We start from the raw sequence: 25,951 nt of genomic DNA, 5'->3' as shown, positions 1-25,951 counted from the left end.
GAATAGAAATGACTGATTATATCGTACATGCTTCAGGAGCTGACAATCAGGTCAGAATTTTTGCAGCATCAACAAGAGATTTAGTAGAAAAAGCAAGAGAGATACATAATACAAGTCCTGTAGCAACAGCAGCTCTTGGAAGACTGCTGACAGCAGGTGCTATGATGGGCAGTATGATGAAAGGCGAGAAGGATCTTCTGACACTTCAGATCCAGTGCAGCGGTCCGATTGGAGGGCTTACAGTGACTGCTAAGTCAGACGGTACAGTGAAAGGCTATGTCAATAATCCGGATGTAATGCTGCCTCCGAACAGCAAGGGCAAGCTGGATGTTGGAGGCGCCCTGGATCTCGGTGTGTTAAGTGTGATCAAAGATATGGGCATGAAAGAGCCATATGTTGGTCAGACACAGCTTGTATCAGGCGAGATTGCAGAGGACCTCACTTACTATTATGCGACCAGTGAGCAGATTAATTCCAGTGTGGCGTTGGGAGTTCTTATGGAAAGGGATAATACAGTGAAACAGGCCGGCGGCTTTATCCTTCAGTTGATGCCGTTTACAGATGATGCGGTGATCGATAAACTGGAAGAGAATGTGAAGAAACTGCCCTCTGTGACAACGATGCTTGAGGAGGGTGAGACACCGGAAGGCATGATCCGCCGCGTTTTGGATGGTTTTGATATTGAATTTTATGAAGAAACGCCAACGGGTTATGTCTGCGATTGCTCAAGAGAACGTGTGGAGAGAGCGATTGTCAGTATCGGCAAGAAAGAAATCCAGGACATGATCGATGATCAGAAGCCGATAGAAGTGAATTGCCATTTCTGCGGCAAGCATTATGAATTTAATGTGGACGAATTAAAAAATTTATTAAAGAAGGCTGTAAGAGCTTAATGTTTTAGTGAGAGATGCGAACCGGTACAGAGGAAGACTGTACCGGTTCGTTTCGTGTTGCCTGAAAAGGAAGAAGACAACCATTGTCGATTTAATTTGACTGATGCAGGCTGGCTTTGGTAAGTGTCGATGAATCATCATTGATGAGGAGAATTGTCGTGATTATAATAGAAACATAACTGTTCACGGCCGGGACGAAATCAATCATATGGGGAGGAATATAATGCATCAGTCAGTTTTATCATATGGGGAGTTTGTGACTTATATACGGGAGAACGTGGAGTCTGTTCTGGCCGATGACAGAGAGACAGAGGTTGTTCTGTCGGAGATTGCAAAGAATAATGGTGTGATGTCTGAAATCATGACGATCCAGAGAGAAGGAGAGAACGCAGCACCTGTTTTTTATATGAGGGATATTTATGAGCAGTATTTAAGAGGTGCAGCAGCGGATGATCTGATTGATCAGATCATCGTCATCTGCAGACAGTGTAATGTCTATACACTGCCTGTGACAGGAGAATGGTTTGAGGCTTTTGAGAATATCAGCGATCATATTATCCTCAGAGTAGTGAATTATGAGAAGAATCGTCAGAAACTTGAACATTGCCCATTTATTCGAAAGCTGGATCTGGCACTGACATTTCGGATATTGGTTGAGGAGGAGTCAAGTCAGATCGGAACGGTGCTGATATCGGATGATCTGATGAGAAGATGGAAAGTGACGGCTTCGGATCTTTATAAATTGGCAGTGGCGAATATGCAGCGTTTGTGGGAGGGGGTAGTAGAGCCGGTACAGGATATGATCTTTGAGATGGCAGATGATCAGATGGCAGAAGAGTATGGTGTATTTCTTGAAGAGAATGAAGGAGCCAGAGAGATGCCTTTGTATGTGCTGACCAATGCAATCAGGCTGAATGGGGCTTCGGTTTTATTTTACACAGACTGTCTCAAAAGTTTTGCAGATTCTGTGGGAAGAGATATTTTTGTACTGCCAAGCAGTATCCATGAAGTATTGCTGATTCCTGTGGATGAGGATGTGAGCGCCTGGGATATGCGGCAAGTTGTGGAGACGGTAAATCATCAGATTGTCTCGGATGAGGAAATTCTTTCAAATCATGTTTATCGCTATTTATATGACAGTCATAAGCTGATTATTGCCGCATAACGGATATTTTTGGAATTTATTCTTGTAACTTTCTAAAATCAGACCTTGCGGTTCGTGGCAATATAGGCTAGAATGTATACAGGCGTTTTTTCAGATGCGATGATAAACGTTATGATCGAATAATTAGAAGGAGTGTATAGGATATAATGAAGTTTATTAAAACACCTGTAAAAGGCATGTGCGATATGCTTCCTGCAGATATGCGTCTCAGAGAACATATTCTGCAGATGATCAAGACCAGTTATGCGGCCTATGGCTTTATGCAGATTGAAACTCCAGTTATGGAACATATAGAGAACCTGACATCCAAACAGGGCGGTGACAATGAGAAGCTGATCTTCAAGGTGATGAAGAGAGGTGCTGACCTGACAAGAGCCATCGAGGCCGGTAAGCAGGAGTTTGCAGACAATGGTCTTAGATATGATCTGACTGTTCCGCTGGCAAGATATTACGCGAACAATAAGGAGAAACTGCCGACACCTTTTAAGGCGTTGCAGATCGGCAATGTATGGCGTGCTGATAATCCTCAGAAAGGTCGTTTCCGTCAGTTCACACAGTGTGATATTGATATTCTCGGTGATGACACGAATCTGGCAGAGATCGAGCTTGTAGCTGCAACTTCAGATATGCTTTCTCAGATTTTCAGCGAAGTAGGCATCACAGATTTTACGATCCATATCAATGATCGTCAGATTCTTCGTGCAGCAGCGCTGCAGGCAGGATTTGATGAAGAGGCAATCGGTTCTGTGCTGATCTCTCTTGATAAGTATGACAAGATCGGCCTTGATGGTATCCGAAAGGAATTGATAGAGAATGGTTATGCAGAAGAGGTTGTGACACGTTACCTGTCTATCTATGAGTCACTTCAGGGTGATGTGACATGCGGTGATTTCTGTAAGGATATTGCAGAAGAGTATCTGGACAGAAAGGTTGTTGATGGAGTTGATGATATCATTTCATGTGCGAAAGCGATGATCAATGAGCATGTTAAGATTACATTTGATCCGACACTTGTGCGAGGTATGGGTTATTATACAGGTACAATCTTTGAAATCAGTATTGACGGCTACAATTTTTCTATCGCAGGCGGCGGCCGTTATGACAAGATGATTGGCAAGTTCTGCGGACAGGATGTCAGTGCCTGCGGGTTCTCCATCGGCTTTGAGCGTATTATCACTATTTTGAAGGATAAGCTTGAGACTGTGACACCTGTTTCAGAGAAGAATCTGGCAATTCTCATTGGCAAGAATGTATCCCTTGACAGAAAACTTGAAATCTTTAAGCGTGCAAAGGCACTTCGTGCAGAAGGAACAACTGTAACTATCCAGCCAATGCGCAAGAATATGAAGCAGCAGATTGAAAAACTGGAAGCAGAAGGCTTCAAAGAATTCGAAAAAGTTTATAATGATTAATTAATAGTACAAAAGAACAGAGAGGAGTTTTAATATGGCTGAATCAATGAGCGGTATGAAACGTACCCATCGTTGTGCAGAATTAAGTAAAGCTCAGGTTGGACAGACAGTCACAGTAATGGGCTGGGTACAGAAGAGCAGAAATAAAGGCGGCGTTGTGTTTGTCGATTTAAGAGACAGATCCGGTATTTTGCAGATTATCTTTGAAGAGAATAAATGCGGTACGGAGATTTTTGAGAAGGCTGGCAAGCTTAGGAGTGAGTTTGTTATTGCTGTTACAGGACAGGTTTGTGAACGTGCCGGTGCAGTGAATCAGAACCTTGCGACAGGTGAAATCGAGGTTATTGCAGAGCAGCTGAGAATTCTGTCTGAATCAGAGACACCGCCATTTCATATTGAAGAGAACAGCAAGACAAAGGAAGAGCTTCGTCTGAAATATCGTTATCTTGACTTAAGAAGACCGGATATTCAGAAGAATATTATGATGAGAAGCAGAGCTTGTGCGGTTATCAGAAACTTCCTGACAGAAGAAGGTTTTCTTGAAATCGAGACACCGATGCTGACAAAGAGTACACCGGAAGGTGCAAGAGATTATCTTGTTCCGAGCCGTGTTCATCCGGGCTCTTTCTATGCATTGCCGCAGTCACCGCAGTTATTCAAGCAGCTGCTGATGGTATCCGGTTATGATCGTTACTTCCAGTTAGCAAGATGCTTCCGTGATGAAGATCTTCGTGCAGACAGACAGCCTGAATTTACACAGGTGGATATGGAACTTTCATTTGTAGACGTTGATGATGTTATTGATGTCAATGAACGTCTGCTGGCACGCCTTTTCAAAGAGATTATTGGTGTGGATGTGCCGCTGCCAATCCAGAGAATGACATGGCAGGAAGCAATGGATCGTTTTGGTTCAGATAAGCCTGATACACGTTTCGGTATGGAACTGAACGATGTCACAGATGTTGTCAGAGACTGCGAGTTTGCAGTATTTAAGAATGCGATCGCAGATGGCGGCTCTGTAAGAGGTATCAATGCAAAGGGACAGGGCACAATGCCACGTAAGAAGATTGATGCACTGGTTGCTTTTGTAAAGGATTACGGTGCAAAGGGTCTGGCTTATATTGCAATTCAGCCGGATGGTTCTATTAAATCTTCATTTGCAAAATTTATGAAAGATGAAGAGATGCAGGCATTGATTTCAGCGATGCAGGGTGAACCGGGAGACCTTCTTTTATTCGCAGCGGACAAGAATAAGATTGTATATGCATCTTTAGGTGCCCTGAGACTTGAACTGGCAGACAAGATGGGACTGCTTGACAAGAATCAGTATAACTTCCTCTGGGTAACAGAATTCCCATTATTAGAGTGGTCTGATGAAGAGAACAGATTCCAGGCAATGCATCATCCATTTACAATGCCTATGGAAGAAGATCTTCAGTATATCGATACAGATCCCGGCCGTGTCCGTGCAAAAGCATATGATATTGTTCTTAACGGTACAGAAATCGGCGGCGGCAGCGTCCGTATCCATCAGGATGATATTCAGGAGAAGATGTTTGAAGCCCTTGGTTTTACTAAGGAAAGAGCACATGAACAGTTTGGTTTCCTTCTGGATGCTTTCAAATATGGTGTTCCGCCTCATGCAGGCCTGGCCTATGGTCTTGATCGTCTGATTATGCTGATGGCCAAAGTGGATAGTATCAGAGATGTCATCGCCTTTCCTAAGGTAAAAGATGCATCCTGCCTTCTGACAAATGCACCGGATACAGTTGATGAGAAGCAGCTCGAAGAGCTTGGTATCCGTGTGAATGAGACTGAGCGGGCAGAAGAATAAAGGTTATTTACATTTTTTATAAATGACATAAAGGGTAAGCGGGGGAGTGCATTGCGCTCCCGCAGACAACAAAGGAGGTAGTGCGAAATGTACACATTTGATGAAATTCAGGCTGTAGATAGCGAGATTGCAGAAGCTATCCAGTTAGAAAAAGGAAGACAGAACCAGAATATCGAGCTGATCGCATCAGAAAACTTTGTAAGTAAAGCCGTTATGGCAGCAATGGGAAGTCCTCTGACCAATAAATACGCAGAAGGTTATCCGGGCAAGAGATATTATGGTGGATGTCAGTATGTGGATATTGTAGAAAATCTTGCAATTGAACGGGCAAAGAAGTTATTTGGTGCTGCTTATGCGAATGTTCAGCCACATTCAGGTGCTCAGGCCAATATGGCAGTTTTCCAGGCATTTCTGAAACCGGGCGATACATTTATGGGTATGGCTCTGGATCAGGGCGGACATTTGTCACACGGAAGCTCAGCGAACTTCTCCGGCAAGTATTTCCATTGCGTACCTTACGGTGTCAATGAAAAAGGTTTTATCGATTATGATGAAGTAGAAAGAATTGCCCTTGAATGTCAGCCAAAACTGATTGTAGCAGGTGCCAGTGCATACTGCAGAACAATCGATTTCAAGAGATTCAGAGAGATTGCAGATAAGGTCAATGCAATCCTGATGGTTGATATTGCACATATCGCCGGTCTTGTGGCTGCCGGTCTTCATCCAAGTCCAATCCCTTATGCACATGTTGTTACAACAACCACTCATAAGACACTTCGTGGTCCAAGAGGTGGTATGATCCTTTGCGGTACAGAGGAATATGCAAAGAAATTGAATTCAGCTATTTTCCCAGGTACACAGGGCGGCCCTCTGATGCATGTGATTGCAGCAAAGGCAGTTGCATTAAAAGAAGCACTCAGTGATGATTTCAAGGATTATCAGAAACAGATTCTTGTGAATGCACAGGCACTGGCTAATGGTCTGATGAAGAGAGGTATCACAATCGTATCCGGTGGTACAGATAATCATCTGATGCTGGTTGATCTTCAGAATCTTGGACTTACAGGTAAACAGGCTGAGAAGATGCTTGATGAAGTTCATATCACATGCAATAAGAATACCATTCCAAATGATCCACAGTCTCCATTTGTTACAAGTGGTTTAAGACTTGGTACACCAGCTGCAACAACTAGAGGCTTTGATGCAGAGGATATGGATCAGATTGCAGAAGCGATTGCATTAACCTTAAAAGATTTCGACGGAAACAAAGATAAAGCAATGGCTATTGTAAAATCACTGACAGATAAACATCCGCTGTATGAATAATATCTGATGTTCAATTTGTCAAAAAGGGGCTGATGCGGATATTTCTATCCGCATCAGCCCCTTTGGTGCATCGAAGGGGTTATGGATAATTTAAATCAGTCCGAAATGCGAAAGTGCTTTGGCGATGCCATCATTGTCCACCGTATCTGTGATCATTTCTGAAAATGGTTCAAGGACGGAAGAATGATCCCCCATGGCAATGCCGTGAGCAGCTACTTCAAACATCGGCAAGTCATTGCTGCTGTCACCGAAGGCCCATGTATTGTCCATGGAGATATTCAGATGTTCGGACAGAAGCTGCATGGCGGAAGCTTTAGAAAAACCTTTCGGTACACATTCATACATGCCTTTGCCGCGATCAATAACATCTATAAAAGATGTAATGCGTCGGATAAATGCATCTGAATTGGCAGGGTTGTCGGAGACAAAGACAAATTTATCAAAGACGAAATTACGGTCTTCTATAAATTTAGAAAGTCCCAGCCCTTTTTTGTTGAAGGATGCGCGGACGATATTCATGACTTTCTGCCGATAATCGCTGCGTTGACAGTAGACATCCTCAGAGCCTTCCAGAAAGGCTTCGATCTGCCATTCTTTTATCAGATCAATGATGCGGCTACGTTCCTCTTCGGAAAGAGAATGAGCCAGCAAGGTTTCACCGTGGCAGACAATTCTTGTGCCGCAGCCGCAGAGAAAACCATCAAATCCCAGATCTTTCAGGAAGGCAGGCATGGTTCGGAATGTTCGCCCTGTATTGATAAATGCCAGATGACCGTTCTTTTGGGCAGCAGCAATTGCATTGAGGGCACTTTCGGGAATTTGGTGTGTAACATTGGAGAGTAAAGTTCCGTCGATATCAAAGAAAAGTAACTGCGGCTGCATTTTAGTATCCAAGTTCTTCACCTACAAGGAGAATCTTGATTCTTCCCGGAATATTGGAACGGCGGGTGATAACAGTATGTGTACATATGCAGTCAGGACTCAGACAGTCAGCACATTTGCCGGTTACAGCGCAAGGTGTTTTTTTATCCAGACGGACGGTATTCGGCGGTGCAGCAGAGAGCTTTACACGTTTATATGCTGAATCCAGATCCGGACAGACCTTATTCATACCTGTGATAATGATCACATTTTTAGGACCATGGATGAGGGAAGCAACGCGATTGCCGGTTCCATCAATGTTCACTAGAAGTCCGTCTGTTGTGATAGCATTGGTACTCATGAAATAGTAATCGCAGACGGCAACTTTGGAATAAAGGGCATCCTTTTCTTCAGGTGTTTTGGCTGTGGTTCTGTCCAGAAAAGTGCAGTTGGCATCCTTCACAGCGGAATTGAAACCAATTTCATTAAGTGTGATGGAACCACCGCAGGAGACAGTATTGCCATTGGTAAGGTAAGGCATGATGGCTTCAAGTGCTGCTTGTCTGTCAGGTACGAAGCTGGCTTCAAAGCCTCGTTTTTCGAGATGAGAAATCATAGTATCTGCAAGATTTTTATAATATTGTTGTTTGGGTGTCATGATAAACCTCCTTGTAATGGATGATAATTAACTGTTGTCTGATTCCTTTCTATCAGAATTCAGCTGATTTTATTATAGCATGAACATAAAGATATGCGGAAAAATTTTTCACTACTTGACAATTGCCGGAAAATATGTGATAACCAGAAAGAAATGATAAAATAGCAAGAATAAAATTTACGGAGAATAAAGTGTGCAGTGTAAATCGTTATATATAGCAGAAAAACCCAGTGTGGCCAAAGAATTTGCAAAAGTTTTGAATGTCAGCGGGCGTGCGGCTGATGGTTATCTTGAATCAGCTGATGCCGTTGTGACATGGTGTGTCGGGCATCTGGTGACAATGAGTTATCCGGAAGTTTATGATCCGAAACTCAAAAAATGGTCTTTGGATACATTGCCGTTTTTACCTGAAGAATTTAAATATGAATTAATTGATGACGTAAAGAAGCAGTTTCACATTGTGGAACGTTTATTAAATAGAGAAGATGTGACTTGCATCTATGTCTGTACCGACTCGGGAAGAGAAGGAGAATACATTTACCGTCTGGTAGATCAGATGGCTCATGTTGGGGACAAGGATAAGAGAAGAGTCTGGATTGATTCTCAGACTGAAGAAGAAATTTTAAGGGGTATCCGGGAAGCAAAACCTTTGGCAGAGTATGATCATCTGGCTGATGTGGCTTATCTGAGAGCCAAAGAAGACTATCTGATGGGCATTAATTTTTCAAGACTTCTGACTTTGAAGTATGGTCAGTCTATGTCCAACTATCTGGGTACAAAGTATACGGTCATTTCTGTTGGCCGTGTGATGACCTGCGTACTTGGGATGGTTGTGAGGCGTGAGCGGGAAATACGATATTTTGTAAAGACCCCATTTTACCGTGTATTGGCCGCTGCCGATGTGATGGGGCGGGAAGTGGAAGCAGAATGGCGTGTGACAGAAGAATCTGTTGCCTGGCAGAAGCCGGTCTTATATAAGGAAAATGGTTTCAAAACAAAGGAAGATGCGGCTAAGCTGATAACTTATATTGAACGCGTGCAGCCTATGGAGGCGGAGGTTACTGCTATTGAGAGAAAGACAGAGAAAAAGAATCCGCCGCTTTTATATAATCTGGCGGAACTTCAGAATGACTGTTCACGTATGTTCAAGATTAGCCCGGATGAGACATTGAAAATCGTTCAGGAGCTGTATGAGAAGAAACTAGTAACTTATCCGAGAACGGATGCCAGAGTGCTTTCGACAGCTGTTGCGAAAGAGATCAGCAGAAATATCAGTGGCTTGAAGCAGGTACCGGATTTTTCGACCTTTGCAGATGAAGTCCTGGCTATGGGAAGCTATAAGAATATTGCGTCTACAAGATATACCAATGATAAGCAAATCACGGATCATTATGCGATTATTCCTACAGGTCAGGGATTGGGGGCACTTCGGAGTCTTCATCCGCAGTCTCGAAGTGTTTATGAAGCTATATGCAGACGTTTTCTCAGTATCTTTTACCCGCCTGCACAGTATAGAAAGCTGTCTATGACATTAAAGATCCGTACGGAAAGTTTTTATGCCAGTTTCAAAGTCCTGACAGAAGAGGGATATCTGAAAGTAGCCGGTATGCCAAAGAAGGTACAAAATACACAGTCCCAGAAAGAGGATGAAACTGAAGATGTGGGGTGCGATGCAGCATTTCTGGATATGCTGAAGAATCTGAAAAAGGGGTCACGCCTGCCGGTGAAGAAGCTGATGATCAAAGAAGGAGAAACTTCTCCGCCAAAACGCTATAATTCAGGATCTCTGATTCTGGCTATGGAGAATGCGGGACAGCTGATCGAAGATGAGGAGCTGCGTGCACAGATCAAAGGTTCAGGCATCGGAACCAGCGCAACTCGTGCAGAAATCCTCAAAAAACTCGTCACGATCCGTTATCTGTCACTGAATAAGAAGACTCAGATCGTGACACCGACACAGCTTGGTGAAATGGTTTATGAGGTTGTAGACAATTCAATACGTTCACTGCTGAATCCTGAACTGACTGCCAGCTGGGAGAAGGGGCTGACTTATGTAGCTGAGGGAAGCATTACATCAGATATCTATATGGAGAAACTGGAAAGATTTATTTCAGATCGTACAGGCAGAGTCATGGTTCTGCATAATCAGTACCAGCTAAGGGGAAATTATGACCGGTGTGCTGTATTTTATAAGAAAGAACAGCGGCCTGCGGCAAAAAGGAAAACATCAAAGAAAGCGCCGGAAGATAAGGATTCGGCCGGCAAGAAAGTATCAGCAGATACAGAGCAAAATACAGAGAAAGTGACAGCAGAGTCGTTGTCATCAGGTCAATAAGGAGGCAATCAATATGTATGAAGGTTTAAAAATTGCGAACATGTACACATTATCAGAAACTATTGCAGAAGAATTATTATCTTCAGTCACCTATCCATGGGAAGTACTTCCAAAAATTGGTGAATTCATTAAGAAACTGGGGCCGACACTGTCGGAAGAAGAATATGAGTACAGAGGTGATGATGTATGGGTTGCAAAGGATGCGGTTGTTTTCCCGTCTGCTTATATCCATGGACCGGCTATCATCGGTAAAGGCGCAGAAGTCAGACATTGTGCATTTATCAGAGGCAATGCCATTGTAGGTGAAGGTGCCGTTGTGGGTAATTCAACAGAGCTTAAAAATGTTATTCTTTTCAATAAGGTTCAGGTACCGCACTATAATTATGTGGGAGATTCTATTCTCGGATTTAAGGCACACATGGGAGCAGGTTCTATTACATCCAATGTGAAGTCAGATAAAAAGCTGGTTGTTGTACACACAGGCGAAGGAAACATTGAGACCGGTCTTAAGAAATTCGGTGCGATGCTTGGAGATTGTGTTGAAGTAGGATGCAACAGTGTTTTAAATCCAGGCACAGTGCTTGGACCGAATGTCAATGTTTATCCAACATCATCTGTTCGTGGTTATGTGCCGGCTGCTCATATATTCAAAGCGCAGGATCGAATTGTAAAGAAAGAGGCATAGCATGCAAAGGAGGATCACAGAGGCCCATTTGATATTGATTGTAACATTTGTACTGTATATGGGATACCAGTGGCTCATGCAGTGGATACCAATTAAAAATGTTATATTTCATATGCTTATGGGGCAGGTGATGCTTGTCCTTCCCGGTGGTTTGCGGTACTTTGTCTGCTGTCGAAAGAAGCAGGAACAATTAGCAGAAAGAATGCTTTTTGTACCGATATCCAATGCCAACATCAAAATGGCTGTTGCGGTGATCATTTCGGCTTATCCGGTGATAGCAATTCTGAACAGTTTCTCAATGCTTTTTGTAAAAAATCAAGTGGCAGCAGTCATGCCGTATATGATGAAACTGGGATATTTTCCAATGCTTCTGGTGATGGCAGTGATGCCGGCATTGAATGAGGAATTTTTATGTCGCGGTATTTTGTACGGTGCTTATCGACATCATTCCAAGAAGGCAGGAATTTTTCTGAGTGCGCTGATTTTCGGACTTCTTCATCTGAACTTCAATCAGATGCCGTATGCTGTCTATCTGGGAATTGTATTTGCATTGATGGTGGAGGCAACCGGTTCGATTTATACATCCATGCTTATGCATTTTTTGCTGAATGGATTTAATGTAACCATCAATTTTATAGCTGATCGGATGATGACATCATACGGCAATGTGAATCAGCAGCTTTCCAAGACTACGGAATCGGTATCACAGACATTGTCAGCAGTATCATGCCGACAGTTGGTAACAATGGCCGTTGTGTTGACGGTATTTCTTTTTTTTAATGGCATATTGATCTACAGTACCTTTCGTATCAATGGACGTACTATGAAAAATGACTGCAGCAAAGGAAGAATTTTAGATATTTTTAGTGTACTTTTTGTGATAATCGCCCTGATTTTAACCTATATCAATACAGTTTTTTTATGATTTTTCTACATATTGCTATGACAATAATAAATATTAGATGTATTGATGAAAGAACAATCTGTTTTTGTCATAAGTTTATCAAAGTTGCCAAAAATAAAAAAATGAGCAAAAAACACTGGACTTCATCGGGAATTGATGGGAAAATAGTAGCAGATATGATGTAATTTTGCATGATACATATTTGAAAGGAGTCACAAAATGATTTATTCACATGAAGTAGAATTAATGTGCCCTGTAGCTAAAGGCGCAAAACATGAGCCTGCTCCAATTCCTGAAGAAGGCAAATGGGTTCATTCCAAAGAAATTAAAGATATCTCCGGCTTTACACACGGTATTGGCTGGTGTGCACCACAGCAGGGTGCCTGCAAGCTGACACTGAACGTGAAAGAGGGTATTATAGAAGAAGCTTTAATTGAGACAATCGGATGTTCAGGTATGACACATTCTGCAGCAATGGCAGCTGAGATCTTACAGGGTAAGACAATCCTGGAAGCTCTGAACACAGACCTTGTTTGTGATGCAATTAACACAGCAATGAGAGAGCTGTTCCTTCAGATTGTATATGGCAGAACACAGAGTGCATTCTCTGATGATGGTCTTGCAGTTGGTGCTGGTCTTGAAGACCTTGGTAAAGGCCTCCGTTCACAGGTTGGTACCATGTATGGTACAAAGGCCAAAGGTGTTCGTTATCTTGAGATGGCAGAAGGTTATGTTACAGGCCTTGCCCTTGATGAGAATGACGAAGTTATCGGTTATCAGTTTGTAAGCCTTGGAAAGATGACTGACTTTATCAAGAATGGCGATGATCCTAATACTGCATGGGAGAAAGCAAAAGGTCAGTATGGCCGTGTAGCAGATGCAGTTAAAATTATCGACCCGAGAAAGGAGTAATCTAAAATGGCTTTATTCGAATCATATGAAAGAAGAATTGACCAGATCAATTCTGTTTTAAATAGCTACGGTATCGCTTCTATCGAAGAAGCAGAGAAGATCACAAAAGACGCAGGTCTTGATGTATACGAACAGGTAAAGAAGATTCAGCCGATCTGTTTCGAGAATGCATGTTGGGCATACACAGTTGGCGCTGCCATCGCAATCAAGAAGGGTTGCCGCAAAGCTTCCGATGCAGCAGCAGCAATCGGTGAAGGCCTTCAGGCTTTCTGTATCCCGGGTTCTGTTGCAGATCATCGTAAAGTTGGTCTTGGCCATGGTAATCTTGGCAAGATGCTTCTTGAAGAAGAAACAGAATGCTTCTGTTTCCTGGCAGGTCATGAATCCTTTGCAGCTGCAGAAGGTGCCATCGGTATCGCAGAGAAAGCAAACAAAGTTCGTCAGAAACCGCTTCGTGTTATCTTAAACGGTCTTGGCAAAGATGCTGCTCAGATCATTTCTCGTATCAACGGTTTCACATTTGTTGAAACACAGTATGATTATAAGGCTGCAAAACTGAATGTTGTATACGAAAAACCATATTCAACAGGCCTTCGTGCATCTGTTAAATGTTATGGTGCTGATGATGTTCAGGAAGGTGTTGCAATCATGCATCACGAGAACGTAGGTGTTTCTATCACCGGTAATTCTACAAACCCTACAAGATTCCAGCATCCTGTAGCAGGTACATACAAGAAAGAATGCATCGAACAGGGTAAGAAATACTTCTCCGTTGCATCCGGTGGCGGTACAGGCCGTACACTTCATCCGGACAACATGGCTGCAGGTCCTGCTTCTTACGGTATGACAGATACAATGGGACGTATGCATTCTGATGCTCAGTTCGCAGGTTCTTCATCTGTTCCGGCCCATGTTGAAATGATGGGTCTGATTGGTATGGGCAATAACCCAATGGTCGGCGCTACAGTAGCCGTAGCGGTAAGCGTTGAGGAAGCAGCAAGAGCTGGCAAGTTCTAAGAAATGTTAAAAAGCAAGGCTCGGATTTCATTTGGGAAATCCGGGCCTTTTTATCTGGAGTTATTTCAAAAGCTCTGAAATACATATTTTTAAATCATGATAGATGGTAACAGGGATTTCCTGTTCAAATGTATATTGCGTGGAATCTTCGGTCCCGTCAAAGGAGTAAACTTGAACCGTTTGTGTGAGTGGATTTACAATCCAGTATTCTCGGACACCGGCAGTTCGGTATTTGAATAGCTTCGTCAGATAATCCATGCGTTGACTGCTTGGTGATACGATTTCAATAATAAAATCGGGGGCACCCTGATAACCTCTGGCATCCAAGTTGGAAGGATGGCAGATAACGGAAATATCAGGTTCAACGTAATTGTGTGCGTCCTGATTTAAAAAGACTGCAAAAGGTGCCGGATAAACTTCACAAGGGCCTCCGTTCTTTTTGATATAATTTCGTATAGTGGCAGAAAGTTCCATCACTAATTTTTGATGAAATGGGCTTGGTGGGGCCATATTATATATTTGTCCGTCAATCAGTTCTGCACGCTTTCCTTCTGGAAGGGCAAAAATATCATCAATCGTATATTTTTTGTGCTTTGGTAAAGGCATGTTATCACGTCCTTTCGAAGTAATAGAAGATTCAATACGATATATCTATTATATAACATTAGATAGAGGAAAGAAATAAAAAATTTTTTTATAACGACCAATAGATAAATTCAATGATATTTTTATTTTGCAGGTGATACAATAGAGCTTAATAGGATGACTATGAATCAGAAGATAGACTTGGAGGAATAAAAATTGTCGGAAGGAGAAGAAGAGATGAAATGGATGATTGCATCAGATATACACGGCTCGGCCGCTTATCTGGAAAAGTTGCTTGAGGCTTACAAACAGGAAAAGGCAGATCGGATGCTGTTGTTAGGTGATCTTTTATATCATGGGCCCCGCAATGATTTGCCGGAGGGATATCAGCCAAAAAGAGTTATTGAACTTTTGAATGGAATGAAAGACGATATTCTCTGTGTCCGGGGAAACTGCGAGGCGGAAGTTGATCAGATGGTGTTGGAATTTCCGGTGATGGCAGAATATGCAATTTTGACAGCGGGTACGCGGATGATTTTTGCAACCCATGGGCATGTTTTCAATGAGAAAAATCTGCCGCCGCTGCATAAAGGTGATATTCTTTTGCACGGTCATACCCATGTGCCGAAGTGTGTGGCGCATGAGAACTATATTTATATGAATCCGGGTTCGGTATCCATCCCGAAGGAAAACAGTTATCATGGGTATATGACTTGGGAAGGATCGGATTTTGTCTGGAAAGATCTTGAAGGACATGTTCAGATGTATAAGCATCTTGAAGATGAAACAGTATAAAATAAAAAGACTCTTTCGGGAGTCTTTTTGTGTATATTAAACTGTGCTATAATCAGGAGTATGAAAGGGAGGTGTTCGAAACGAAGTTATTGTTTAAGCAGCGTTTGTTTTCATGGTTTGACAGTTATGATATATATGATGAAACGGAACAGACAGTTTATGTTGTTAAAGGGCAGTTGGCTTGGGGACATTGTCTGAAGATTTTCAGTGTTTACGGTGAAGAAGTCGGGACAGTCAAAGAGAAGGTGTTGACATTGCTTCCGAAGTTTGAAGTCTATGAAAAAGAAAGATATATTGGCTGCATCCAGAAAGAATTGACATTTTTGAAGCCGAAATACGATATTGATTTTAACGGCTGGCATATCGAGGGCGGTTATATGGAATGGGACTATACGATTGTTGGACCGGGCGGACAGAGGATTGCTGCAATTTCGAAGGAGCTTTTTCATATGACGGACACTTACGTGATGGATATCGTGAATCCGGAAGATGCATTATATGTGCTGATGTTTGTTCTGGCGATAGACGCAGAGAAGTGTTCAAGAAATTAAATACGGCATACAGAATGAAAATCATCTGCTGGAATAAATCCGGCGGGTGTTTTTTAGTTTAGATGACGCACTATTTTAATTGCCTATTGACATAGTAGGTAAATGGGTATATCATACCCATAGAAAAAGGAAAGGAATGAATATAGGATGATAATGATTTCTTCAAAGGGGCGTTATGCACTGCGGGTTATGACGTATCTGGCGGTCAATGCAGACCGGGAGTTTGTACCACTGAAAGAGATAGCGGAAGCGGAGAGTATTTCTCTGAAGTATCTTGAGAGTATTGCCAGAATGCTGTCAAAGGAACACTATATTGAAGGAACCAGCGGCCGAGGTGGCGGTTATCGTCTGACCAGAAAGCCGGAGGCGTATAAAGTCGGTGACATTCTTCGATTGACCGAAGGAACACTGGCACCTGTATCCTGTCTCAAGGATAATGCAGAACCTTGCGGGAGAGCAGAGCTTTGCTGCACGCTGCCAGTATGGCAGGGATTGTCGAATGTTATCACAGATTATCTGGATAATATGACACTGGCTGATGTGGCTGGGAAGGGCCGTTTCGATGAATAGATACAGATAACACAGGAAAATACAGCATAATAATACAGCATAATTATGATAGAGAAGAAACAAGTAGGAGGCATAAAAATGTTGAACAAGCAGTTATTGAATGTAAAAGATTTATATGTTGATGTTGAAGATAAAGAAATCCTTCATGGCGTGGATCTGTCCATTGGTGAAGGGGAGACGCATGTTTTGATGGGACCGAACGGTACAGGTAAGTCTACCCTCGGTTATGCACTGATGGGCAATCCGCGTTATACCGTAAAGTCCGGCGAAATCTGGTTTAAAGGCAAGAATATTACGGCGGAACCAGTCAATGAGCGGGCAAAAGACGGTATTTTTCTTTCTTTCCAGAATCCGCTTGAGATTCCAGGCGTGACACTGAGTTCCTTTATTAGAAATGCACTGGAACAGAAAACCGGCAAGAGAATCAAACTGTGGGATTTCAAGAAAGATCTTGAGAAGACAATGGCTATTTTGCAGATGGATCCGTCTTATGCGGAACGTGATCTGAATGTGGGCTTTTCCGGCGGTGAGAAGAAGAAGGCAGAGATCCTTCAGCTTCTGATGCTTAAACCTTCACTGGCCATCCTTGATGAGACAGACTCGGGCCTGGATGTGGATGCAGTACGTACAGTTTCAGCAGGTATTGAAGAATACCAGAAGACATGCAAAGGCAGTTTAATTGTTATTACACATAGTACAAAAATTCTGGAAGCACTGCATGTGGATTATACCCATGTCATGGTTGAAGGCAGGATTATCAAGACTGGAGATGCATCCCTTGTTGAAGAGATCAATGAAAACGGATTCGGAAGTTATGAAACTCAGGAGCAGTAAAAGCGGCGTGGGAAAGGAGTGACTGACGGTGAAAGAAAAGAGTCAAGTTGAAGATATAGATAGAAGCATATATGATTTTAAAGATGATGAAAAAGACGCATACAGGATTAAAGCAGGACTGACGCCTGAAATTGTGCAGAAATTGTCCAAAGAGAAACATGATCCTGCATGGATGGAACTTTTTCGTCTGCATTCTCTTCAAATTTACAATGAGATGGCAGTGCCGGATTGGGGGCCATCTATAGAAGGCTTGAATATGGATCAGATTGTGACTTATGTCAGACCGAATACAAAGATGAAAGCTAAGTGGTCCGATGTACCGGCAGATATCAAGAATACATTTGAACGTCTGGGTATTCCTGAAGCAGAGAGAAAATCCCTGGCTGGTGTCGGGGCCCAGTATGACTCTGAACTGGTTTATCACAATGTCCGTGAGGAAGTCGCTGCACAGGGGGTTGTCTATACCGATATGGAAAGCGCGCTGACCGGTGAATATGCAGATATGGTGAAGAAGCATTTCATGAAACTGGTGAAACCGACAGATCATAAGTTTGCCGCACTTCATGGGGCTGTCTGGTCCGGCGGTTCATTTGTCTATGTACCAAAGGGTGTTTCTGTTGAAATTCCGCTGCAGTCTTATTTTAGATTGAATGCGCCGGGTGCCGGCCAGTTTGAACATACACTGATTATCGTAGATGAAGGTGCAGATTTGCATTTCATTGAGGGCTGTTCAGCTCCGAAATATAACGTCGCCAATCTGCATGCCGGATGTGTGGAGCTTTTTGTAGGCAAAAATGCAAGACTTCGTTATTCCACCATCGAGAACTGGTCCAAGAACATGTATAATCTGAACACAAAGAGAGCATTGGTAGAAGAGGGCGGTACCATTGAATGGGTATCCGGTTCCTTTGGTTCTCATGTTTCCTATCTGTATCCGATGAGCATTCTCAAAGGCCGTGACTCCAAGATGGAATTTACAGGCATTACATTTGCCGGCAAAGGCCAGAATCTGGATACCGGGGCAAAGGTTGTTCATATTGGAGAAAATACAAGCTCTTATATTAATACAAAATCTATTTCAAAGGATGGCGGTATCAGTACATTCCGTTCATCCGTTGTTGTGAATAAAGGTGCAGAAAATGCCAAATCATCTGTTTCATGCCAGTCTCTGATGCTGGATTCGGAATCCAGATCAGATACGATCCCTGCCATGGATATCCGAACCAAGAATGCCGATGTAGGTCATGAAGCACAGATTGGCAGTATCAGTGATGAGGCTGTTTTTTATCTGATGTCCAGGGGTATGAGCGAGGAAGATGCAAGAGCATGCATCGTCAGCGGATTTGCGGACAACGTATCAAAGGAACTGCCTCTTGAGTATGCCCTTGAGATGAACAATCTGATTCATCTTGAGATGAAAGGCAGTATTGGATAAGGTAAGGAGGATTTGAAGATGAAAGAGAATGAGACATTAAAGATTAATCCGCTGCCATCCAAAACATGGTACTGGCTTCATTTAAATGATACAACGGTGAAATGGAACGGGAACGTGCAGCCCTGCATGGTGACAACAGAAGAACCGGAACAGGTATCAGAAGCTGGTTTGAATATAAAGGAAATGACAACAGGCGCTGGCGCTGAGGCTGATACATTATTTTCAGATGAGAATCTTCCGGTGCTGCAGTTGACAGCAAAAGCAGAAGATGGGGAGCGGATCATCCGCCTGGATATCAGCGGTGAAGATAAGGAAAATGCCGCAGGAACTGTTTATATTGCAACAGAAGAAAATGCCCATGTGACGGTGATCGAGAAGTTTATATCCGGCAAAAAGGCTCAGAGTGATCTGGCATTCAGAACAAAACTCTATGCGAAGAAAAACAGCACGATCCGTCTGATACAGATCAATATGCTGGATGAAGGACAACGATTACTGAATGCGGTAGGTTCTGTCTGCGATGAGACAGCCAAATTGGATGTCCTTCAGATGTTTATCGGCCGGGGAGATGTTTATAATGGCATTCAGACAGAACTGGAAGGCGATCAGTCTGAACTTCATACGGAGATCGGTTATATCGGACAGAAGCAGCAGTCACTGGATATGAATCTGGTTGTTAATCATTGGGGAAAGAAGACAAATTGTGACATTCAGGTAGACGGTACACTAAAGGATGCCGCAAAGAAAGTTTTCAGAGGTTCCATTGATTTTAAACGCGGTTCATCGGGATCCAAAGGCGCAGAGACTGAGAATGTACTGCTTCTCGGGGATGATGTAGAGAATAAGACGATTCCGCTGATTCTTTGTGCAGAAGAGGATGTGGACGGCAGTCATGGTGCAACCATTGGTGAACTGGATGAAGAAACATTATTCTACTTTGCGGCCAGAGGCATCGATCAGGAGACAGCCGAAGATATTATGACAAAAGCGAAACTTGAAGTACTTTACCACCATATACAGGATGAAGAAACAGAAAGGATTGTAGCAGATCAGCTTACAAAGGTGATGAGCAATGACAGCCAGTGATTACAGAAAAGATTTCCCTCTTTTGCAGAATGAGGATACGATTTATATAGATAATGCAGCAACAGCCCAGCGCCCGCAGGCTGTACTGGATGCGGTCAGAGTTTTTTATGAGACAGAAAATGCGAACCCGCTGAGAGGGTTTTACCCTCTCAGCCTGAAGGCTACCAAGAGCTGTGAGAGCGCCAGAGGGACAGTACGTGATTTTATTCATGCGGCTTCCAAAAAAGAGATTATTTTTACAAGAAATACAACAGAAGGGCTGAATCTGGTGGCCTACAGCTATGGCCTCAGCCATCTGAAAGCCGGAGATGAGATTGCAGTCACCATTATGGAACATCACAGCAATCTCCTGCCGTGGCAGATGGTGTCACGGCAGACGGGTGCTGAATTGAAGTTTATGGAGTGTGAACCGGACGGCACATTGACAGATGAAACCATTCAGAGGGTGATCAATGAGAAGACAAAACTGGTGGCGGTGGCTCAGGTATCCAATGTTTTAGGATGTGTCAATCCGATAGAGAAAATTGTGGCCAGAGCTCATGAAGTGGGCGCAGTGGTTGTGATGGACGGTGCTCAGAGCGTACCGCACATGCCTGTGGATGTGCAGAAACTGGATGTGGATTTTATGGCATTTTCAGGGCATAAACTCATGGGACCGATGGGAATCGGTGTATTATATGGAAAGAAGGCATTGCTTGAAGAAATGCCGCCATTTCTCACCGGCGGCGAAATGATAGATTCCGTAACACGAGAAGGGGCAGTTTTTGCGGAATTGCCGTATAAATTTGAGGCCGGAACGGTGAACGCTGCCGGTGCAGCAGGACTGGCAGCAGCCATTGATTACCTGCAGCAGGTAGGATTTGATTTTATTCAGGAGCAGGAACTGGCATTGACACGCCATGCCATGGAAGGACTGGCTGAGATACCGCGTGTACATGTGATGGGCTCAGAAAATCCTGAAAATCATACAGGTATCATATCTTTTACAATAGAGGGTGTTCATCCGCACGATGTCAGTGAAATCCTTGCTTCAGACGGCATTGATGTTCGTGCCGGTCATCACTGCGCACAGCCGCTCCTTACTTATCTGGGTGTCAATTCTTCCACAAGAGCAAGCTTTATGTTTTATAATACACTGGAAGAGGTTGATGCTTTTGTGAAGAGTGTTGCCAGCATAAGAAGGAGAATGGGATATGGAGAGTAGAAGTTTTTATAATGAAATATTGACAGAACATAATCTGCGGCCGGAGTATAAGCATGATCTGCCGGATGCAAACATTGTTCTGGAAGGTGTGAATCCGAACTGCGGAGATGATATTTTCCTGAAATTAAAAGTAGAAAACGACGTCATCGAGGATGGTGCCTTTGTGGGGGACGGCTGTGCCATTTCTCAGGCATCCGCAGATATTATGCTGGGAATGATCGTTGGAAAAACAAAGGAAGAGGCATTGAAGCTTGGTGACATGTTCCTGCGTATGATTCAGGGAGAAGCGACGGATGAGGAAATCGACCAGCTGGAAGAAGCCTCTGCATTGAAAGATATCGCTCATATGCCTGCCAGAGTAAAATGTGCAGTCCTTGGATGGCATACATTGGATGAGGCTTTCAAGAAAGTAAAAGAAAATTCTGCTTCATAAAGACAGAGAATGCCGGATATGGTAGAATAGAGAAAAAGCAAGGAGGTAACAGGTAATGTATGAAGAAGTTCAGGTTTTAACCCACAGCAGTATTCGTATTGCAGGAAATCAGATCATTTATTTTGATCCCTTTAATGTGGAGGGAGAACCACATGATGCAGATATTATTTGTGTGACCCATGATCATTTTGACCACTATTCACCGGAAGATCTGGCAAAGGTAAAAAATGCGGCAACGATTCTTGTCTGTCCGAAGACGATGAAGGATGCATTGAGTAACAGCGGCATTTCCGAGGAGTTTACAGAATTGGTGGCTCCGGGAGATGAGATGGAGATCAATGGTGTCAGAATTCAAGCAGTGCCTGCTTACAATGTGGGCAAACAGTTCCATCCACAGGCAAATCAGTGGGTAGGTTATCTTGTGACAATGAATAATGTGATCTATTACATTGCCGGAGATACAGATATCAACGAGGATGTGAAGAAAGTCCGGTGTGATGTGGCTTTGATTCCTGTCGGCGGAACGTATACAATGACAGCAGAAGAGGCAGCCAAGCTGGCAGAAATCATTCATCCGAAAGCTGCGATACCAACACACTATGGTTCGGTAGCAGGTGAAGCTAAAGATGGTCAGATATTTGCGGATCTGCTAAAAGACAAAATTAATGCCATCATAAAGATGTAATAGATATAAGATGTAATAGATATAAGAGATTTGCAAATCTTTGTAGATTTAAAGCGAAACTGAAAGGCATTTTTATTTGTGTGCAGGGCAGTTTCGCTTTTTGTATTAGTCAGAAGAAAGACAGGTTTTTGCAGGAAGCGCGAAGAGAATCTTTATGAAGCCGTATTTAGCGAGTGTTTACATTTGAAGTGAGTGAAAATTCTGAATATTTATAATTACGAGATTAATATAAAGAAAACTATTGACATGATAAGATAACTGTGCTACTATAAAGACAACAAAGAGGAGATGCCTAACAGAAACCAGGGAAGTTTATTCCAGTATTAGACCAAGAGGATAGTTAGAAGTAGTCGAGTCTTAGAACAGGAGGACAGTCCAATGGCATAAGAAGTCTTAATCAAATCGAATAAAAATCTCTCACGAGTTTACATAGATGTCGTTAACAGCTATACATGTAACAGAGGAGATGATGATTATGAAGAAAGGCAGAGGCCCATAGTGGACATGCAAATTTATGAATAGGAGGTATAGTCCAAAAGGAACATAATTTTTTAATCGAATTCTATGAAAGTTGAAGGTGTATTAAATGAAATTACAGGAAATTCATTAAAAGCCCGGTCGAAGGAAAATTCATCGATCGGGCTTTTATTTTTGTGTTTTTCGATTGAACGGAATTAAGCTTATGAATAATTACTGTCGAAGAATATCAGAATTTGCCGAAGGGTATCGAACAGGGTAGAATAAGAGGAAAATTGAATAGGAAAGGGACTTGATTAATCAAATAACTGATGATAGTATGGTGAATACAGAGAAAAGTAAGCAAAGTAATAACTCCTATTGAAGTTAAATTGGAAGGGGTGAAAACGATAGGAGCAGCAGATACGATTACGAAGGCTTACATCAGAGAAAATGCTGTATTTGCGGATGCTTTTAATTATTTGATTTATGGGGGAAGGCAAGTTGTCAATCCAGAAGAATTGAAGGAAGTAGATACGACAGAGATTATTATTCCATTTAATACATATGATGAAAATAAAGATGAGAAAAAGAATGCAGCAGTCCAGAAATACAGGGATGTGCTCAAATCAACAGTGATTATGCAGGATTCTCAGGCTGCATATATTTTACTGGGAATAGAAAATCAAACGGATATTCACTATGCAATGCCAGTACGAAATGGTATTTATGATTTTTTACAGTATGGAAAACAGGTGTCAGACATAGCGGCACGGCATCGAAAGCAGAAGGATAAAGTAAGAAGTCATGCCGAATTTTTATCAGGTTTTTATAAAACAGATAGGATTGTGCCTGTGGTGACGTTAGTTGTTTATTTTGGGTCAGATGAGTGGGATGGACCGGTAAAATTAACTGATATGATGGAAAAGTTGAGTTCGACATTGATGAAGTATGTTCAGGATTATAAGATTCATTTGATTCAGCCATATGGTATTTCGGATAAAGATTTGCAGAAATTTCAGTCCAGTCTGAGAGAAGTTTTGGGATGCATAAAATATTCAAAAGATAAAGAGAAGTTATGGAATTTCATGAAGGATAATCCAAGAATGAATATGGATATTATGGCGGCTCGGGTTATAGAGGTAATGACGAATATGTCTATAGAAATTTCCGATGGAGAGGAGACGATCGATATGTGTAAGGCTATAGAAGATATGATAGAAGAGCGGGCATGTATAGAGCGTGAAGAAGGAAAGCTTGAAGGAAAACTTGAGATTTTAACAAATTTAGTTAAAGATGGTATTTTGAATATGCAAGAGGCTGCTAAACGAATGAATATGACAACAGAGGAATTTAGAACAAAAATGAAGTAAAGGACATAAAGAAACAATGAGTGTAATGAATACTTTTACCGGACGGATTTTTGATCCGCTGAAGATGACGAAGCAGGATGTTTGTGTGGAAGATATTGCCCATGCACTGAGTCTGGTCTGCCGGGGCGGCGGACATATCCGATATTTCTTTTCGGTGGCACAGCATTCAATGAATTGTGCCGATGAGGCGGCGGCTAAGGGATGGTCAAAGAGAATCGTGTTGGCATGTCTGCTGCATGATGCCAGTGAGGCGTATATTGCGGATATTATTCGGCCGGTGAAACCGTATCTGAGTAATTATCTGGATATAGAAGCACAGATCATGAGCGTCATTTATGATTATTTTGGTTTGGCGGACCTGACAGAAGAAGAGAAGAAATGCTGCAAGCAGATTGATGATGAGATGATGGCGCATGAGCTACACAGGATGATGCCTGGGGAAGAGAACAGACCAGTGCCGGAGCTTAAGTCTGAACCGGATTTCAGAGAGCGTCCGTACAAGGAGGTTGAACAGGATTTTCTTGACAGAGTTCGTCAATGTGGAAAGTCTTCTGAAAACAATGCGCAAAATAAAGAGCCTGTCTCAGAGGCTGGGAGCGGAGAAAATAGTGTTGAATGCATCAATTCCGTGAGTACGGATGAGTCTGCTGCAGCAAATAGAGCAAAATACGATGAGGCAGCGGTCAGAGACGGTTATAGAAAGCTAACAAGACTTTTGGTTGAGAAAAAGATGACGATCACAACTATGGAGAGTGCGACGTCCGGTCAGATTGCATCATTGATCACAGATACAGAGGGATCTTCTGCAGTACTCAAAGGAGCTTTTGTGACCTATTGCAATGAGGCAAAGATGATGCAGGGGGTACCGGCAGAAATACTGGAACAATATACGGTCTATTCAAAAGAAACAGCAGAAGCAATGGCAGCAGCATGTGCGAAAACCTATGAAGCAAATATCGGCATTGGTGTGACAGGCACTATGGGGAATATAGATCCGGTCAACCCGGATGCTTCCGTTCCGGGACAGGTGTACTTTGCAGTTGTGATGAATGGAGACATGCAGGCCTACTCTATTGAGCTGGAACCGCAGCCCACAAGACTGGCGTACAAACTGGCAGTTGCAAAGAAAATTCTGGATGTATTGATGCCGCGGCTGAATCAGGCGTTTGATTGAATCAGGTGTCTGATTGAATCAGGTAGTTGACTGAAGAAGGTGTCTGGCTGAATCCGGTGAAACCAAAAGCGAATGAAGCGGCACGGAACAACAGGAATAGAATGCATTAGAAGAAATAAAATGCTTCAGAAGAAATGGTGAAGGACATGAAACAGGTAAAAATCATAAAGAAAAAAGACGATTATACAATGGAATACGAAGTGGGAGATATCTGTAAAGTGACAGGTACCTGGTACGGCGGTGTTCATATTGAAGGAAAGACAGGCATCCCGGTGTCTATTGACCGTGATGAGTATGTTGAACTGGATGAACAGGAAAGACCAGTGAATGACACAGCAAAAACAGTACATTCAGAATTGAAACATGGAAGCTCGGAGCCGACGGCAGATGAATCAGATGAGGAAGATGTTCCGGAAAGAGACATTGAAGTTGGAGATATCGTTCGTCATTTTAAGCGGGAGTGGGTATCTGAGGAGAGTGCAGAGTATTTGTATAAGGTGCTTGCTTTTGCACAGCATACGGAGAATGGAGAGAAGCTGGTGATTTATGAAGCACTTTATCCGCCGTATAAAACCTGTGCCAGACCTTACAGCATGTTTATGAGTGAAGTGGATCGGGTGAAATATCCTGATGTGAAGCAGCAATACCGCTTTGAAAAAGTGGAAACAAAACGTTGGGGATAGCCTGCTTTTTGTAAAAAACAAGTAAAAAATTAACAAATGTCAATGAAAAATATTCTATATAATGTTATGATGAACCGATATCGAC

The 25,951-nt window shown here is 42.6% G+C and carries 25 protein-coding genes; 22 read left to right on the top strand and 3 right to left on the bottom strand.

What is annotated here, in order from left to right:
* The first annotated feature begins 8 nt into the window (after positions 1 to 8).
* The 5 genes from hslO (at position 9) to glyA (ending at position 6,630) form a co-directional block, all read left to right on the top strand.
* Positions 9 to 893 carry an Hsp33 family molecular chaperone HslO gene (hslO, locus tag HED67_RS01160; RefSeq protein WP_221717272.1) on the top strand — a complete coding sequence of 295 codons (885 nt, stop codon included), beginning with the start codon at positions 9 to 11 and terminating at the stop codon, positions 891 to 893.
* Between the two features lie 223 nt (positions 894 to 1,116).
* Positions 1,117 to 2,058 carry a DUF5688 family protein gene (locus tag HED67_RS01155; protein WP_178439490.1) on the top strand — a complete coding sequence of 314 codons (942 nt, stop codon included), beginning with the start codon at positions 1,117 to 1,119 and terminating at the stop codon, positions 2,056 to 2,058.
* A gap of 146 nt (positions 2,059 to 2,204) precedes the next feature.
* A complete protein-coding gene (hisS, locus tag HED67_RS01150) occupies positions 2,205 to 3,470 on the top strand; it encodes a histidine--tRNA ligase (RefSeq protein ID WP_178439493.1) in 1,266 nt (421 codons plus the stop codon).
* A gap of 34 nt (positions 3,471 to 3,504) precedes the next feature.
* Positions 3,505 to 5,304, top strand: a complete 1,800-nt coding sequence (gene aspS / locus HED67_RS01145; RefSeq protein ID WP_221717271.1) for an aspartate--tRNA ligase — start codon at positions 3,505 to 3,507, stop codon at positions 5,302 to 5,304.
* A gap of 87 nt (positions 5,305 to 5,391) precedes the next feature.
* Positions 5,392 to 6,630, top strand: a complete 1,239-nt coding sequence (gene glyA, locus HED67_RS01140; RefSeq protein ID WP_178441304.1) for a serine hydroxymethyltransferase — start codon at positions 5,392 to 5,394, stop codon at positions 6,628 to 6,630.
* A gap of 90 nt (positions 6,631 to 6,720) precedes the next feature.
* Here glyA and HED67_RS01135 read toward each other — a convergent pair whose 3' ends face one another.
* A complete protein-coding gene (locus HED67_RS01135; RefSeq protein ID WP_221717270.1) occupies positions 6,721 to 7,524 on the bottom strand; it encodes an HAD family hydrolase in 804 nt (267 codons plus the stop codon).
* Positions 7,514 to 8,149, bottom strand: a complete 636-nt coding sequence (locus HED67_RS01130) for a lactate utilization protein (protein WP_221717269.1) — start codon at positions 8,147 to 8,149, stop codon at positions 7,514 to 7,516. The genes HED67_RS01135 and HED67_RS01130 overlap by 11 nt, the downstream gene beginning before the upstream one ends.
* Before the next feature lie 193 nt (positions 8,150 to 8,342).
* Between HED67_RS01130 and HED67_RS01125 the strand changes: the two genes are divergently transcribed.
* From HED67_RS01125 to HED67_RS01105, 5 genes are all read left to right on the top strand, one after another.
* Positions 8,343 to 10,484 carry a DNA topoisomerase gene (locus HED67_RS01125; protein WP_221717268.1) on the top strand — a complete coding sequence of 714 codons (2,142 nt, stop codon included), beginning with the start codon at positions 8,343 to 8,345 and terminating at the stop codon, positions 10,482 to 10,484.
* A 13-nt stretch (positions 10,485 to 10,497) separates the two neighbouring features.
* Positions 10,498 to 11,169, top strand: a complete 672-nt coding sequence (locus tag HED67_RS01120; RefSeq protein ID WP_178441308.1) for an acyltransferase — start codon at positions 10,498 to 10,500, stop codon at positions 11,167 to 11,169.
* A 1-nt stretch (position 11,170) separates the two neighbouring features.
* Positions 11,171 to 12,094, top strand: a complete 924-nt coding sequence (locus HED67_RS01115) for a CPBP family intramembrane glutamic endopeptidase (protein WP_221717267.1) — start codon at positions 11,171 to 11,173, stop codon at positions 12,092 to 12,094.
* Positions 12,095 to 12,292: 198 nt separating this feature from the next.
* Positions 12,293 to 12,985: an iron-sulfur cluster assembly scaffold protein gene (locus HED67_RS01110; protein ID WP_015515437.1), complete on the top strand. Its 693-nt coding sequence runs from the start codon at positions 12,293 to 12,295 to the stop codon at positions 12,983 to 12,985.
* A gap of 6 nt (positions 12,986 to 12,991) precedes the next feature.
* Complete coding sequence (locus tag HED67_RS01105) at positions 12,992 to 14,002, top strand: GGGtGRT protein (protein ID WP_178441310.1); 1,011 nt, start codon at positions 12,992 to 12,994, stop codon at positions 14,000 to 14,002.
* Positions 14,003 to 14,062: 60 nt separating this feature from the next.
* Here the strand turns inward: HED67_RS01105 and HED67_RS01100 are convergent, their stop codons facing one another.
* Positions 14,063 to 14,608 (bottom strand): Uma2 family endonuclease, encoded by a 546-nt coding sequence (locus HED67_RS01100; protein WP_178441311.1) that lies wholly within the window; start codon positions 14,606 to 14,608, stop codon positions 14,063 to 14,065.
* A gap of 216 nt (positions 14,609 to 14,824) precedes the next feature.
* Between HED67_RS01100 and yfcE the strand changes: the two genes are divergently transcribed.
* The 12 genes from yfcE to HED67_RS01040 all read left to right on the top strand — a co-directional run bounded on the left by yfcE (position 14,825) and on the right by HED67_RS01040 (position 25,866).
* On the top strand, positions 14,825 to 15,382 hold the full coding sequence (yfcE, locus tag HED67_RS01095; protein WP_178441326.1) for a phosphodiesterase: 558 nt from the start codon (positions 14,825 to 14,827) through the stop codon (positions 15,380 to 15,382).
* A 29-nt stretch (positions 15,383 to 15,411) separates the two neighbouring features.
* On the top strand, positions 15,412 to 15,933 hold the full coding sequence (locus HED67_RS01090; RefSeq protein WP_260702751.1) for an LURP-one-related/scramblase family protein: 522 nt from the start codon (positions 15,412 to 15,414) through the stop codon (positions 15,931 to 15,933).
* A gap of 147 nt (positions 15,934 to 16,080) precedes the next feature.
* Positions 16,081 to 16,503: an RrF2 family transcriptional regulator gene (locus HED67_RS01085; protein ID WP_221717266.1), complete on the top strand. Its 423-nt coding sequence runs from the start codon at positions 16,081 to 16,083 to the stop codon at positions 16,501 to 16,503.
* Between the two features lie 78 nt (positions 16,504 to 16,581).
* Entirely contained in the window at positions 16,582 to 17,337 is a 756-nt protein-coding gene (sufC, locus tag HED67_RS01080; RefSeq protein WP_117527518.1) for a Fe-S cluster assembly ATPase SufC, read from the top strand.
* Between the two features lie 28 nt (positions 17,338 to 17,365).
* Complete coding sequence (sufB, locus tag HED67_RS01075; protein WP_221717265.1) at positions 17,366 to 18,772, top strand: Fe-S cluster assembly protein SufB; 1,407 nt, start codon at positions 17,366 to 17,368, stop codon at positions 18,770 to 18,772.
* A gap of 18 nt (positions 18,773 to 18,790) precedes the next feature.
* Positions 18,791 to 19,858 carry a SufB/SufD family protein gene (locus HED67_RS01070; RefSeq protein ID WP_221717264.1) on the top strand — a complete coding sequence of 356 codons (1,068 nt, stop codon included), beginning with the start codon at positions 18,791 to 18,793 and terminating at the stop codon, positions 19,856 to 19,858.
* A complete protein-coding gene (locus HED67_RS01065) occupies positions 19,845 to 21,062 on the top strand; it encodes an aminotransferase class V-fold PLP-dependent enzyme (protein ID WP_221717263.1) in 1,218 nt (405 codons plus the stop codon). Before HED67_RS01070 ends, HED67_RS01065 begins: the two co-directional genes overlap by 14 nt.
* Positions 21,052 to 21,495: a Fe-S cluster assembly sulfur transfer protein SufU gene (gene sufU / locus HED67_RS01060; protein WP_215632959.1), complete on the top strand. Its 444-nt coding sequence runs from the start codon at positions 21,052 to 21,054 to the stop codon at positions 21,493 to 21,495. Before HED67_RS01065 ends, sufU begins: the two co-directional genes overlap by 11 nt.
* Positions 21,496 to 21,550: 55 nt before the next feature.
* Positions 21,551 to 22,180, top strand: a complete 630-nt coding sequence (locus tag HED67_RS01055) for an MBL fold metallo-hydrolase (protein ID WP_221717262.1) — start codon at positions 21,551 to 21,553, stop codon at positions 22,178 to 22,180.
* 857 nt (positions 22,181 to 23,037) lie between these two features.
* Entirely contained in the window at positions 23,038 to 24,009 is a 972-nt protein-coding gene (locus tag HED67_RS01050; protein WP_221717261.1) for an Rpn family recombination-promoting nuclease/putative transposase, read from the top strand.
* 16 nt (positions 24,010 to 24,025) lie between these two features.
* Entirely contained in the window at positions 24,026 to 25,183 is a 1,158-nt protein-coding gene (locus tag HED67_RS16955) for a nicotinamide-nucleotide amidohydrolase family protein (RefSeq protein ID WP_246612054.1), read from the top strand.
* A gap of 146 nt (positions 25,184 to 25,329) precedes the next feature.
* Entirely contained in the window at positions 25,330 to 25,866 is a 537-nt protein-coding gene (locus tag HED67_RS01040; protein WP_221717260.1) for a DUF1653 domain-containing protein, read from the top strand.
* The last annotated feature ends 85 nt before the right edge of the window (positions 25,867 to 25,951 follow it).

The sequence above is a fragment of the Pseudocoprococcus catus genome, assembly GCF_019734885.1.
Lineage (GTDB): Bacteria > Bacillota > Clostridia > Lachnospirales > Lachnospiraceae > Coprococcus_A > Coprococcus_A catus.
This window is presented reverse-complemented; position numbering and strand designations above follow the sequence as displayed.

Bases quoted from the DNA above. Each gene is read 5' to 3' on its own strand.
- hslO (WP_221717272.1), top strand. From the start codon at position 9: ATGACTGATTATATCGTACATGCTTCAGGAGCTGACAATCAGGTCAGA.
- HED67_RS01155 (WP_178439490.1), top strand. From the start codon at position 1,117: ATGCATCAGTCAGTTTTATCATATGGGGAGTTTGTGACTTATATACGG.
- hisS (WP_178439493.1), top strand. From the start codon at position 2,205: ATGAAGTTTATTAAAACACCTGTAAAAGGCATGTGCGATATGCTTCCT.
- aspS (WP_221717271.1), top strand. From the start codon at position 3,505: ATGGCTGAATCAATGAGCGGTATGAAACGTACCCATCGTTGTGCAGAA.
- glyA (WP_178441304.1), top strand. From the start codon at position 5,392: ATGTACACATTTGATGAAATTCAGGCTGTAGATAGCGAGATTGCAGAA.
- HED67_RS01130 (WP_221717269.1), bottom strand. From the start codon at position 8,149: ATGACACCCAAACAACAATATTATAAAAATCTTGCAGATACTATGATT.
- HED67_RS01120 (WP_178441308.1), top strand. From the start codon at position 10,498: ATGTATGAAGGTTTAAAAATTGCGAACATGTACACATTATCAGAAACT.
- HED67_RS01115 (WP_221717267.1), top strand. From the start codon at position 11,171: ATGCAAAGGAGGATCACAGAGGCCCATTTGATATTGATTGTAACATTT.
- HED67_RS01110 (WP_015515437.1), top strand. From the start codon at position 12,293: ATGATTTATTCACATGAAGTAGAATTAATGTGCCCTGTAGCTAAAGGC.
- HED67_RS01105 (WP_178441310.1), top strand. From the start codon at position 12,992: ATGGCTTTATTCGAATCATATGAAAGAAGAATTGACCAGATCAATTCT.
- HED67_RS01100 (WP_178441311.1), bottom strand. From the start codon at position 14,608: ATGCCTTTACCAAAGCACAAAAAATATACGATTGATGATATTTTTGCC.
- yfcE (WP_178441326.1), top strand. From the start codon at position 14,825: ATGAAATGGATGATTGCATCAGATATACACGGCTCGGCCGCTTATCTG.
- HED67_RS01085 (WP_221717266.1), top strand. From the start codon at position 16,081: ATGATAATGATTTCTTCAAAGGGGCGTTATGCACTGCGGGTTATGACG.
- sufC (WP_117527518.1), top strand. From the start codon at position 16,582: ATGTTGAACAAGCAGTTATTGAATGTAAAAGATTTATATGTTGATGTT.
- HED67_RS01070 (WP_221717264.1), top strand. From the start codon at position 18,791: ATGAAAGAGAATGAGACATTAAAGATTAATCCGCTGCCATCCAAAACA.
- HED67_RS01065 (WP_221717263.1), top strand. From the start codon at position 19,845: ATGACAGCCAGTGATTACAGAAAAGATTTCCCTCTTTTGCAGAATGAG.
- sufU (WP_215632959.1), top strand. From the start codon at position 21,052: ATGGAGAGTAGAAGTTTTTATAATGAAATATTGACAGAACATAATCTG.
- HED67_RS01055 (WP_221717262.1), top strand. From the start codon at position 21,551: ATGTATGAAGAAGTTCAGGTTTTAACCCACAGCAGTATTCGTATTGCA.
- HED67_RS16955 (WP_246612054.1), top strand. From the start codon at position 24,026: ATGAGTGTAATGAATACTTTTACCGGACGGATTTTTGATCCGCTGAAG.
- HED67_RS01040 (WP_221717260.1), top strand. From the start codon at position 25,330: ATGAAACAGGTAAAAATCATAAAGAAAAAAGACGATTATACAATGGAA.